Origin of the sequence: Hyunsoonleella jejuensis (assembly GCF_900111025.1) — a bacterium.
GTDB lineage: Bacteria > Bacteroidota > Bacteroidia > Flavobacteriales > Flavobacteriaceae > Jejuia > Jejuia jejuensis.
The window spans coordinates 756964-769737 of the sequence record NZ_FOFN01000001.1 but is presented as its reverse complement, the minus strand read 5'-3'; the positions used below and the strand labels follow the sequence as shown (position 1 = coordinate 769737).

Here is a 12774-nt window from a genome sequence, read left to right as displayed (position 1 = left end):
CTTAGCGTTTTGCTTAGGCATTGAAAAAGAAAACCAGCACTTTATGAACGTTATTAAAAACTTGGCGAAAGTATTTTTTGTCTCTTTTGCTATTTCATCACTATTGTCTTCTTGTAATAGCGAACCCGTAGAACGTATCGCTATTGCAGACACTGACAATGACGGTGTTGCTGATGCTATTGATAACTGTGTCGACGCACCAAACCCCAATCAAGAAGATAGCAACAATGACGGCATAGGCGATATTTGCCAAAATAATGCTGGTGCACCTTTGGCTATTTGCGAAAATGGTTTGGCCGATATTTATCCATGTAGCGGTTACGATTTAATGGCGTATTTGCCTTTATCGACTTTTGGAGCAACTGCCGCAAATGATTCTTGGGGATGGACAGATCCCGATACAGGTAAAGAATATGCCCTTATTGCTACTGACAGAAATACGGCATTTATTGATATTTCAGATATTGAAAACCCGTTGTATTTGGGAAATGTGCCAACAGCGACTACGGCGAGTCCCTGGCGAGATGTAAAGGTTTACCAGAATCATGCATTTATCGTGGCAGATAACAACCAAGGTGAAGACAGTCATGGTTTACAGGTTTTTGATTTAACACGTCTTAGAACAGTTGCGAATCCGCCCGAAGTTTTTACTCCAGATGCTCGTTTGGAAGATATTGGTAGAGCGCACAATGTGGTTATTAATGAAGATAGCGGATATGCTTACACCGTAGGCGGTAACCGCAACAATACTTATGCTGGAGGACCTATTTTTATTAACATTCAAAACCCTAAATCTCCAGTTATTGAAGGTGGTTTTTCAGAAGGGGGCTATTCTCATGACGCGCAAGTTGTAACTTACACAGGGCCTGATACCGATTATACAGGTAAAGAAATTTTAATTGGAAGCAACGAAAATGAAGTAGTTATTGCAGATGTGACTGACAAATCTAATCCTATAAAAATAGCAACGATTTCCTATCCAAATGTCAGGTATGCACATCAAGGATGGTTTACAGAAGATATGCGATATTTTATTTTAGGTGATGAGTTAGATGAAGTGCGTGTTGGGAACAATACAAGGATTATCACTTTTGATTTTTCTGATTTAGATAATCCCTTGTACCATTTCGATTATTTAGCTAACAACCCTTCCATAGACCACAATGGCTACGTTAAAGGCGATACCTATTTTCAAGCTAGCTATAGAGCAGGGATGCGTGTTCTTGATATTAGTAACATAGACAATAAATCTTATACTGAAGTTGGTTTTTTCGACACCTATCCTCAAGACGACGCGACCGCTTTTGATGGCGCTTGGAATGTGTACCCTTATTTTACAAGCGGAAATATTGTAATTAGCGACATAAATCGTGGACTTTTTATAGTTCGGAAAAGTGAGTAATTACGTTTACCATACCCCAAATGAAAAACAGTGTTTCACATAACGTAGTATTCTTTTTTATATCCTTTTTCATCCTTGTAAATTGCTCGAAAACTGATGATAATGCTTCCAATACAATTATTAGTAAATCTACTGAGTTTGTAAAAACTCTTGGAGGCAGTTTAAATGAAAGCGCACAGTCAGTCATTAAAACATCAGATGGCGGTTATGCCATTTTAGGCCATACACAAAGTTTAGATGGTGATATTCAAAATAAAACAAACGAATCTTTCGATTTTTGGCTTCTAAAATTTGATGGTAATGACGCATTGCAATGGCAAAACACATATGGCGGAAGTGATGACGATAGAGGGCTAGATATCATTGAAACTACAAATGGCGGATACGCGATTTTGGGTTATAGTAAAAGTACAGATGGCGATGTTTCTGAAAATGCTGGAGCACATGATTTTTGGATTGCTAAATTGGATGTTTCGGGAAATATTATTTGGCAAAAATCATTTGGGTTTTTAGGAGCAGATATTGGTTATGCTTTAACAGAAACAAATAATGGCGGCTTTTTAGTGACGGGCGTTTTAGACGTCTCAGCTTCTGGAGGCCAAGGCAACAGTAAAACATTGGCTTCATTACATGCAGGAGGTGATTATTGGGCAATAAAACTAAACGTAAACGGTGAGAAAGAATGGAGCAAGTTTTTTGGTGGCACATTTACCGATACACCTTATGATGTTGTTGAAACCGAGGACAACAATTTTATTATTGTAGGCTCATCGGATAGTGATGATGTGGATATAAAAAACAACAAAGGCACTTACGATTTTTGGATAGTGAAACTATCAGATACAGGCAATCTCATCTGGGAAAAATCTGTAGGCGGCTCTGAAATTGATGAAGCTTGGGGCATTACAGGCACTATTGACGGTAATTTTGTCATCGTTGGAGACACTAGAAGCAAGGATAAGGACGTTTCTAGTAATAACGGTGCTGCCGATGTGCTCATCACCAAAATCACATCAAATGGCGACCTGTTGTGGACAAAAACGTATGGAGGCACAAGTTTTGATACGGCACGTTCGGTCTCAAAAGCTTCAGATGGCGGCTTTATCATTTCAGGAAGTTCGAGAAGTTCTGATGGAGACCTTTCAAAAAACAACGGTCAGAATGATGCTTGGGTTTTTAAGATTGGCGCTAATGGTGATTTGGAATGGCGAACCTCAATTGGAGGGTCCAATGTTGATTTTGCCTTTGACGCTATTCAGCTTAATAACGATGCAATTATTGCTGTTGGGGAATCCAGTAGTTCCGATCAAGACATTACTACAAACAAAGGATTTACAGATGTATTACTATTTAAAATACCTTTACAATGAAGCATATAACTTATATTCTTATCCTTTCTTTTTTATTGCTGAGATGTGAAAGCGACTCCACCAACACAACCAATGCCGAAGCTAATATCTCATTCAGTTTTTCTCATGCATGGGATAATATGCCCGTAACGCAAGCAGATTTTAACACTATAAAATTCACCAATGCCAAAGGGGATCAATTGAGTATAGAGCGCTTGCGGTATCTTGTTTCAGATATAACCTTCACAACCTTTAATAACGAAAAGCTCGTTTTAAACGAATATAAATTGATTGATGTAGAGAACAGCCAAAATTTATCATTTAACCCAAGTCTCACTATTCCATCAGGAAATTACAAGAACGTCTCTTTTATATTTGGCTTTAATAATGATGATAATTATAACAACTATCAAGATTTAAATGCTGCATCTTGGAATGTGCCCTCACAATTAGGAGGCGGTTATCATTATATGCAGTTGGAAGGTAAATTTATAGACAACACCAGTACAGAAACTGGTTATGCTTATCATGCTATTAGGGCTATAGATAATTCTGTGAGCCCTCCTAAGTTCCAAGATACATTTTTTGAGATAGATTTAGGAGAAATCACCATTTCTGATGGTACAAATATTAATATAGAAATGAATATTGCCGAATGGTTTAACAACCCTAACATTTGGGATTTAAATGTACTGAATACAATGCTAATGCCTAATTTTGATGCCCAAGTTTTAATGTTTGAAAACGGACAAAACGTATTCAGTTTAATTTCTGTAGAGTAATATATTTTGAAGAAATGGCACATACATATCATGCTTATAATGGCTTTCTTTTACTGTTCCTGCTCTAATGAAAGTACTGAAAGTTATGCTCCCACACCAAGCGCATTAAATATCCCCAAGCTGTTTCAAGACAATATTATAGCCCCGGTAATTCCAAATAACAACCCTCAAACAACTGAAGGTGTTGCATTGGGGAAAAAACTGTTTTTTGACCCTATACTTTCAGGAAATAACACACAAGCTTGTGCCGATTGCCACGCGCCAAAAAATGCATTTACTGATACCGCTAGATTTAGCGATGGTATCGATGGCACTTTGGGAAACAGAAACGCAATGCCATTATTTAATCTTGCTTGGAATTACGATGAAAAATTCTTTTGGGACGGCAAATCATTTAGTCTAGAACATCAAGCATTTAGTCCTGTAACTGATCCTAGCGAAATGAAAAGCACTTGGGCCGAGGTTGAAAAAAAACTACAAGAACACGTAGAGTACCCAATATTATTTCAACAAGCGTTTGGCACTTCACGAATCGACTCAACGTTAGTAACCAAGGCTATTGCGCAATTTGAGCGCACACTAATTTCAGCAAACTCAAAATTTGATAAGTTTCTTTTAGGTGAAGCACAATTAACACCTGAGGAGCAAAATGGTTTTGATGTATTTATGGATGAAGCTAGAGGCGACTGTTTTCATTGCCATGGTAGTGATAAAAATCCTTTATGGACAGACAATGCTTTTCATAACAACGGCTTAGACGAAACGTTTACCGATTTAGGCTTGGGTGCTGTTACGGGAGATCCCGCTGATAACGGAAAATTTAGATCGCCATCTCTTCGAAACTTAAAATTTACCGCGCCATACATGCATGACGGGAGATTTAATACGCTTGAAGAAGTAATTAACCATTACAGTGAAGGCTTAAAAAACTCTTCAACTATAGACCCTTTAATGAAAAAAGTAGCACAGGGTGGCGTGAACCTTTCAGAAAAGGACAAAACAGACTTAAAAGCCTTCCTTCTTACATTATCTGATGATGCGTTTGTAAACAACCCAAGTTTTTCCAATTAGTAAAATTGAAACTCTTCTTTAAGCGATACATCTTAAAAAAATATGTATTTCGTCGAAAAAAAATACATTTTACCGATAATAACTAAAGTATTTACGATATTTGAATACCCCAAATTTAGCATGATAATGATGTTTGAAACACCTATCAATAGATTCTGCGCCATATTTGGCCATAATTTTACCTTAGTGTCAAAAATCGATGAGGACACATCTGAGCTGGTTTGCAAATGCTGCAACAATCATTTTATTTCAACAGATAGTGGTAATATTATGAATCTTTCTGCTTTCGGTGAAACGAACTCTTTTTCAAATTACTTCAAAAGTAAAAGAACAGCAAACCTATTAAACCATATAGGTTACGAGTTATAAGCTTTTAAGAAAAATCAGTTATTTTATTGATTTCAAAGGCACTACTACCGGTTCATACTTTCCATTTTTTATCATAGTAAAAACCTATAAACCTATATGCTAATATAATGTTAGGTTATGCTTAATTAAATGACTTATATTGTATATTTGTCCTCTATTTAGAAACTGTCTTAATAAAAAATATTAATACACTACTAAATTTAATTAGAAAGAATATGATAAAAGTCTCTGATACAGCTAAGAAAAAAGTTATTGAACTTATGGCTGATGACGGTTACAACGCAACTACCGATTATATTCGCGTAGGTGTAAAAAGTGGCGGTTGTTCGGGTTTATCCTACGACTTGAAATTTGATAAAGAACAGCAAGAAGGCGATAAGGTTTTTGAAGATAATGGTGTGAAAATTATTGTTGACAAAAAAAGTTTTTTATACCTGATTGGAACAACCCTTGAATACTCCGGTGGATTAAACGGAACAGGTTTTGTTTTTAATAATCCCAACGCAAATAGAACTTGCGGTTGCGGTGAATCGTTTTCATTATAAAACAAGAAAAATTTATGTCTAAATATACTGAAGATGATCTTCGCGAAGAACTAAAAACCAAGGAATACGAATATGGTTTTTATACAGATATTGCATCGGATACGTTTCCAAATGGTTTAAACGAAGATATTGTTCGCGCTATCTCTAAAAAGAAAGAAGAACCAGAATGGATGACGGAATGGCGCTTGGAGGCATTTCGTATTTGGGAAAACATGGAAGAACCAGAATGGGCAAACGTGCGTTATAAAAAGCCTGATTTTCAAGGCATCTCTTACTACTCTGCTCCAAATAGCAAACCCAAATATGATAGTATTGACGAAGTTGACCCAGAATTATTAGCAACTTTTGAGAAACTAGGTATTTCGTTAGATGAACAAAAGAAATTGGCTGGTGTAGCTATGGATGTAGTTGTAGACTCGGTTTCTGTAGCAACAACATTCAAGAAAACTTTAGGTGAAAAAGGTATTATTTTCATGAGTATTTCAGAAGCTATAAAAGAGCATCCTGAACTAGTTAAAAAATATATTGGCACCGTTGTTCCCAGAAAAGATAATTTTTATGCAGCATTAAACTCTGCCGTATTTAGTGATGGCTCGTTTTGCTATATTCCAAAAGGGGTAAGATGCCCAATGGAACTTTCAACATATTTTAGAATAAACCAAGCTGGTACAGGGCAATTCGAAAGAACTTTAGTAATTGCTGATGAAGGTAGTTATGTGAGTTATCTAGAAGGTTGTACAGCACCAAGTCGTGATGAAAACCAATTGCACGCTGCCGTTGTCGAGCTTATAGCTTTAGATGATGCTGAAATAAAATATTCCACAGTGCAAAACTGGTTTCCAGGTAATGCAGAAGGTAAAGGTGGTGTTTACAATTTTGTGACCAAACGCGGTTTATGTGAAACGAATGCAAAAATCTCTTGGACACAAGTAGAGACAGGTTCTGCAGTAACTTGGAAATATCCATCGTGTGTATTAAAGGGAGATAACTCAGTTGGAGAATTCTACTCTATTGCAGTAACGAACAATTACCAACAAGCTGATACAGGAACAAAAATGATTCACTTAGGAAAAAATACGAAGTCAACCATTATATCAAAAGGTATTTCAGCAGGAAAATCTCAAAACAGCTATCGTGGTTTGGTTCAGGTAAATTCCAGAGCCGAAAACGCTCGTAATTTTTCACAGTGTGATAGTTTATTGATGGGTAATGAATGTGGTGCACATACCTTCCCATATATTGAGGCAAAGAATCAATCGGCTAAAATTGAGCATGAAGCTACAACTAGTAAAATTGGTGAAGATCAAATTTTTTATTGTAACCAGCGTGGTATTGATACCGAAAAAGCTATTGCTTTAATTGTAAATGGTTTCAGCAAGGAAGTATTAAACAAACTCCCAATGGAATTTGCTGTAGAGGCTCAAAAATTATTAGAAATAAGTTTAGAAGGAAGTGTTGGTTAAATTAATAAAAATGAAAAAAGCATTCATTCTAGTGCTAACTTTTTCAGCACTTTTAAGTTGTAAAAACGATTCAAAATCAGAAACGAAAGATGTCGTCTCTGAGGAAACAAATCAACGAACTGAAAAGCAAAATGATGGTCTTACACTTTTGAAAGGAGATTATGTCTATCATGGAGGTGCTGCAGTTTTACAAACGAATTCAGAAATTTATGGCGTTTTACCAACACATAAATTTAATGAGCTCAATGAGAAAGCAGAAAGTTTTAAAACCGCTTCTACAGATATGGTTCAGGTGGAAGTGAGGGCAAAAATAACAAACGAAAAACACGAAACCATTCTTTGGGAAAACAAGGTGGAGATCCTAGAAATAATAGATGTAAAACCAGGCTCTAAAGAAGAAAACAATATAATAAAATTAGGAAGCTAATTATAAAATTAAATCACAAATAGCAAACCCTAAATTTCAAAAATATAAACAAGAGTAATAATTTGGAATTTTGTTTTTGATATTTGGAATTTCAAAAATAAACTATGTTAAAAATAAACAATTTACACGCAAGCGTTGAAGATAAGACTATCTTAAGAGGTGTTAATCTTGAAGTAAAACCAGGAGAAGTTCATGCTATCATGGGACCTAACGGCTCTGGAAAGAGCACGTTAGCATCTGTTATTGCTGGAAGAGAAGATTACGAAGTTACTGAAGGAAATATCATTTTTGAAGGTGAGGATATTGAAGAACTAGCCGCTGAAGAACGCGCACACAAAGGTGTGTTTTTGTCATTCCAGTATCCTGTAGAAATTCCGGGTGTGTCCGTTACCAACTTTATGAAAACAGCCATCAACGAATCTCGTAAAGCAAGAGGATTGGAAGAAATGGCTGCAAAGGATATGTTAAAACTTATTCGTGAAAAATCGGAGATGTTAGAAATAGACCGCAAGTTTTTATCGCGTTCTTTAAACGAAGGGTTTTCTGGTGGAGAAAAGAAGCGTAATGAGATCTTTCAAATGGCCATGTTAGAACCAAAATTGGCAATTCTTGATGAAACAGACTCTGGTTTGGATATCGACGCGCTTCGTATTGTAGCAAATGGCGTGAATAAACTAAAAAGCAAAGATAATGCCGTTGTTGTAATTACGCACTATCAGCGTTTGTTAGATTATATTGTTCCTGATTATGTGCACGTTTTACACAATGGCAGAATTGTAAAATCTGGATCAAAAGAATTGGCACACGAGCTAGAAGCAAAAGGTTACGATTGGATTAAAGAGGAAGTTGGCGCATAGCGCCAGTAACCAGTATACAGTCGCAGTAAGTGTTCACCGAAACTGAATATAATACTGAATACTGAATACTGAATACTGAAAAACATGGATTTAAAAGATAAATTAGTTTCATCATTTTTAGCATTCGAAAATAGAGTGGATGTAGATGCCTATGCCCACGATGTTAGGTCTGAAGCCATAAAAATATTTGAAGAAAAGGGGTTTCCATCAAAAAAGGAGGAAGCTTGGAAATACACATCGTTAAATAGTATCTTAAAGGAAGACTATAGCGTTTTTCCAAAGCAAGAAAACGCGCTAGATTATCATGAAGTAAAAAAATATTTTATTCATGATATTGATACTTACAAAATTATATTTATTGATGGTAAGTATTCATCCCACCTATCGCAAACAACGCACGACGGTATTGATGTTTGCCTAATGTCGGCCGCATTAAGTAAGCCTAAATACCAATTGGTTATAGAGAACTACTTCAATAAAGCTGCAGAAAAAGATAGTTTATCAGCATTAAACACAGCATTTTCTCAAGAAGGCGCTTATATTCATATTCCAAAAAATAAAATTGTAGAAAAACCAATTCAAATCATTCACTTTTCTACTGGAAATGAATCCGCAACTATGCTGCAACCTCGTAATTTGGTTGTAGTTGGTGAGAATTCGCATGTACAGATTATCGAACGTCATCAAAGCTTAACCGATAACCCTGTTTTAACCAATAGCGTTACCGAAGTTTTCGCAAGCAAACGTGCTATCGTAGACTATTACAAAATTCAAAACGATAAAGCCACCGCATCTTTAATTGATAATACCTTTATCAAGCAAAAAAGAGAAAGTTTAGCATCGGTGCATACATTTTCCTTTGGAGGTAAATTAACGCGTAACAACTTAAACTTTTATCAAGAAGGTGAACGTATCGATTCTACCTTAAAAGGCATTACCATTATTGGCGAAAAACAGCATGTAGACCACAACACTTTGGTGCATCATATAGAACCAAATTGCGAAAGTCATCAAGACTATAAAGGTATTTTTGGCGACCGCTCTACGGGCGTTTTCAACGGGAAAGTAATTGTAGAAAAAGAAGCCCAAAAAACCAATGCCTTTCAAGCTAATAACAATATTTTAATCAGCGATAAAGCATCCATAAACACCAAACCTCAGTTAGAGATTTTTGCCGATGATGTAAAATGTTCGCACGGTTGTACTATTGGTCAGTTAGATGAAAGCGCTATGTTTTACATGCGTTCACGCGGCATTCCAAAGAAAGAAGCCCGCGCTTTGTTAATGTTTGCTTTTAGTAACAATGTTCTAGAATCCGTTAAAATTCCTGAATTAAAACAACGTATCACCAAGATTATTGCCAATAAATTAGGGGTAAATATTGGATTCGATCTATAATAAGTTTTATTTGAAGCTATTTCCCGCTATCCGCTGTATCTTTTTCTCGTTCCTCAAAAAAGGATGCCGCTTCTATCGGGGCTAAATTATCTGCCATGTTCAATGTAGAAGACATACGAAAAGACTTCCCGATACTTTCTCGCAAAGTAAATGGGAAACCTTTGGTGTATTTGGATAATGCTGCAACATCCCAAACACCTCAACAGGTTATAGATGTCATTGTAGATTATTATTCAAATTACAACGCCAACATACATCGTGGAGTTCATACATTAAGTCAGGAAGCTACCGATTTATACGAAGCTTCAAGACAAAAGATACGGCAACATTTTAACGCGAAGTTCCCTCATGAAATCATCTTTACATCAGGTACAACACACGGCATTAATTTGGTGGCCAATGGTTTTTCTTCATTTCTAAAGAAAGGCGATGACGTTATTGTTTCAGCACTAGAACATCATAGTAATATTGTGCCGTGGCAAATGTTGTGTGAACGCACTGGGGCAACCTTGAAGGTAATCCCAATGAATGAAAATGGGGAACTTATCCTTTCAGAATTTGATGCTCTATTATCCAAAACTACCAAGTTGGTGTTTGTCAACCATATATCAAACGCGTTAGGCACCATAAACCCTATAGAATACATTATTGGAAAAGCTCATGACGTAGGAGCTGCAGTATTAATCGATGGCGCCCAATCTGTACCACATTTAGTGCCAGATGTTCAAGCTTTAGATGCTGACTTTTATGTAACCTCAGCTCATAAAATATGCGGGCCTACCGGTGTGGGAATGCTTTACGGAAAAGAAAAATGGCTTAACAAATTACCCCCATACCAAGGTGGTGGTGAAATGATAGCCGAAGTTACTTTTAAAAAAACAACTTACGCAGATTTACCGCATAAATTTGAAGCTGGAACTCCTAATATTTGTGGTGGTATTGCATTTGGTGCAGCTATTGATTATATGAATAGTGTTGGTTTTGACAATATTGCAACCTACGAAAACGAACTTTTGGAATATGCCACTGCAAAACTTCTAGAAATTGAAGGTTTAAAAATATACGGTACGTCAAAGCACAAAACGTCTGTAATTTCATTTAATCTAGAAGGCATTCACCCGTATGATGTTGGTACCATTTTAGATAAATTAGGAATTGCCGTTAGAACAGGACACCATTGCGCACAACCCATTATGGATTTCTACAAAATTCCGGGAACCATTCGTGCGTCATTCGCATTCTACAACACAAAGCTAGAAATTGATGCGCTAGTTGAAGGTGTTAAGAAAGCTAAAATGATGCTGTCTTAAAATAATACACCCACTCTTTCTGGAGAGAACAACTAAACACAATAGTTACATTACTGTAAAACATCAAAAGAAGAAAATTAAAAGTTTTATAAACTTTGGTGTCTTTTTTGTATGTTCACCTTTATAAATTAAAAATATGTATAAATGAAATATATAGCATTACTTATTGGCCTAGTCATACTGCGTTGCTGTTGGGGGCCAAATGAATATCAAATCATGCAAGACAAACAAAACACCAATATAATTTTAAAAGAGCTTAACGGTATTTACAACATAAATACTTTAAACAATGAAGATGTTACAGCTTATAATTTGAGTATTTCATTTAACGACAGCACTCAACAAGTATCAGGATTTTCAGGATGCAATCGTTTTTTTGGATCATATACCTTAAGTGAAAACTCATTAAAATTCAGTCCTTTAGGAGCAACACGAATGCTGTGTTCTGAGGATAAAAATACATTAGAAACTCAAGTTTTAAATGCCCTTGAAAATGCCGATACTGTATTCTTTTCAGAAAATGGATTTTCATTATTTAACAAAAAAACTCTGTTATTGTCTGCCGTTAAAACAACCTTGGAAAAACAAGTTATTTTCGAATATTCTGCTACTTCCAGAGGCACTTATAAGCATATTAAAATAGAAAAGGATACTATTCGTTTTTCAAAAAAGAGAAACGCCACATCTTTAAAAATTGCATGTAGTAGGCCATATTGGAGTACATTAATAAAACTTTATGACGATATAAATCTTGAAAACATATCAGATCTTGAAGCACCAAGTAAAGCATTTCAGTATGATGGCGCCGCAATAGCACATCTTAAAATTATTTCCAATGGAAAAATTTATGAATCTACCCCTTTTGATCATGGCAATCCTCCAAAAGAAATTGCTTCATTAGTTAAAGAAATCTTATCATCCACCGAAAACATTGAATAGCAATATTTCTTATTGTATTTTTGTATAAAATTGAACGTATGAGTATTGAAGACATTCAAAACGAAATTATAGACGAATTCTCAATGTTTGAAGATTGGGAAGAACGGTACCAATATATGATTGATCTAGGAAAGGATTTACCCTTAATTGACGACCAATATAAAACCGACAATAACATTATAAAAGGTTGCCAAAGCAAGGTTTGGGTACATGCTGAAATGAACGATGATAAAGTAACGTTTACCGCTGATAGTGATGCTATAATAACTAAAGGTATTATCGCTATTTTAATACGTGTATTTTCAAATCAGCACCCCAAAGACATTATTGATGCCGATACCAGCTTTATTGATAAAATTGGCTTGAAAGAACATCTATCACCTACTAGAGCTAACGGATTAGTAAGTATGGTGAAGCAATTAAAAATGTATGCCATAGCGTACCAAACACAATTGAATTAAGTTTAATCGTTGATGCGTTTAAACAACTCAACGAATAAACGCTTAAACAATTAATAAAATGAGCGAAACAACAATAGACACGGCCGAATTAGGCGAAAAAATAGTAAATGTTTTAAAAACCATTTACGACCCCGAAATACCAGTTGATATTTACGAATTAGGGTTGATTTATGATGTATTTGTAAACGAAGATTATGACGTTAAGATTTTAATGACGTTGACTACTCCCAACTGTCCCGTGGCCGAAACACTACCACTAGAAGTTGAAGAAAAGGTAAAATCGTTGAACGATGTAAATGACGCTGAAGTAGAAATTACTTTTGATCCGCCTTGGTCTCAGGATTTAATGAGTGAAGAAGCGAAGTTAGAATTAGGAATGCTTTAATTTAGGTTTGCATCAG

At 35.7% G+C, this 12774-nt stretch carries 13 protein-coding genes; all 13 read left to right on the top strand.

Annotation, left to right across the window (positions count from 1 at the left end; all coding sequences use genetic code 11):
* The first annotated feature begins 43 nt into the window (after nucleotides 1-43).
* Nucleotides 44-1402: a choice-of-anchor B family protein gene (locus tag BMY39_RS03280; protein ID WP_092575316.1), complete on the top strand. Its 1359-nt coding sequence runs from the start codon at nucleotides 44-46 to the stop codon at nucleotides 1400-1402.
* A gap of 20 nt (nucleotides 1403-1422) precedes the next feature.
* The gene (locus tag BMY39_RS03275) at nucleotides 1423-2772 is read left to right on the top strand and encodes a hypothetical protein (protein ID WP_092575312.1); all 1350 of its coding nucleotides are present in this window, start codon (nucleotides 1423-1425) and stop codon (nucleotides 2770-2772) included.
* Nucleotides 2769-3533 carry an MbnP family protein gene (locus BMY39_RS03270; RefSeq protein WP_092575309.1) on the top strand — a complete coding sequence of 255 codons (765 nt, stop codon included), beginning with the start codon at nucleotides 2769-2771 and terminating at the stop codon, nucleotides 3531-3533. Before BMY39_RS03275 ends, BMY39_RS03270 begins: the two co-directional genes overlap by 4 nt.
* Before the next feature lie 6 nt (nucleotides 3534-3539).
* Complete coding sequence (locus tag BMY39_RS03265; protein WP_394333958.1) at nucleotides 3540-4604, top strand: cytochrome-c peroxidase; 1065 nt, start codon at nucleotides 3540-3542, stop codon at nucleotides 4602-4604.
* Between the two features lie 584 nt (nucleotides 4605-5188).
* On the top strand, nucleotides 5189-5518 hold the full coding sequence (locus BMY39_RS03255; RefSeq protein ID WP_092575296.1) for a HesB/IscA family protein: 330 nt from the start codon (nucleotides 5189-5191) through the stop codon (nucleotides 5516-5518).
* Nucleotides 5519-5532: 14 nt separating this feature from the next.
* Nucleotides 5533-6981 carry a Fe-S cluster assembly protein SufB gene (gene sufB, locus BMY39_RS03250; protein ID WP_092575293.1) on the top strand — a complete coding sequence of 483 codons (1449 nt, stop codon included), beginning with the start codon at nucleotides 5533-5535 and terminating at the stop codon, nucleotides 6979-6981.
* Nucleotides 6982-6991: 10 nt separating this feature from the next.
* Nucleotides 6992-7408, top strand: coding sequence for a hypothetical protein (locus BMY39_RS03245; protein ID WP_092575288.1), 417 nt, complete (start codon nucleotides 6992-6994; stop codon nucleotides 7406-7408).
* A 104-nt stretch (nucleotides 7409-7512) separates the two neighbouring features.
* Complete coding sequence (gene sufC / locus BMY39_RS03240) at nucleotides 7513-8265, top strand: Fe-S cluster assembly ATPase SufC (protein ID WP_092575284.1); 753 nt, start codon at nucleotides 7513-7515, stop codon at nucleotides 8263-8265.
* Nucleotides 8266-8349: 84 nt separating this feature from the next.
* A complete protein-coding gene (gene sufD / locus BMY39_RS03235; RefSeq protein ID WP_092575279.1) occupies nucleotides 8350-9663 on the top strand; it encodes a Fe-S cluster assembly protein SufD in 1314 nt (437 codons plus the stop codon).
* Between the two features lie 95 nt (nucleotides 9664-9758).
* Nucleotides 9759-10973, top strand: a complete 1215-nt coding sequence (locus BMY39_RS03230) for an aminotransferase class V-fold PLP-dependent enzyme (RefSeq protein WP_092575276.1) — start codon at nucleotides 9759-9761, stop codon at nucleotides 10971-10973.
* Nucleotides 10974-11117: 144 nt separating this feature from the next.
* Nucleotides 11118-11912, top strand: coding sequence for an META domain-containing protein (locus BMY39_RS03225; RefSeq protein ID WP_092575269.1), 795 nt, complete (start codon nucleotides 11118-11120; stop codon nucleotides 11910-11912).
* A gap of 38 nt (nucleotides 11913-11950) precedes the next feature.
* Complete coding sequence (locus BMY39_RS03220) at nucleotides 11951-12373, top strand: SufE family protein (RefSeq protein WP_092575266.1); 423 nt, start codon at nucleotides 11951-11953, stop codon at nucleotides 12371-12373.
* A gap of 58 nt (nucleotides 12374-12431) precedes the next feature.
* Nucleotides 12432-12758: a DUF59 domain-containing protein gene (locus BMY39_RS03215; protein WP_092575263.1), complete on the top strand. Its 327-nt coding sequence runs from the start codon at nucleotides 12432-12434 to the stop codon at nucleotides 12756-12758.
* The last annotated feature ends 16 nt before the right edge of the window (nucleotides 12759-12774 follow it).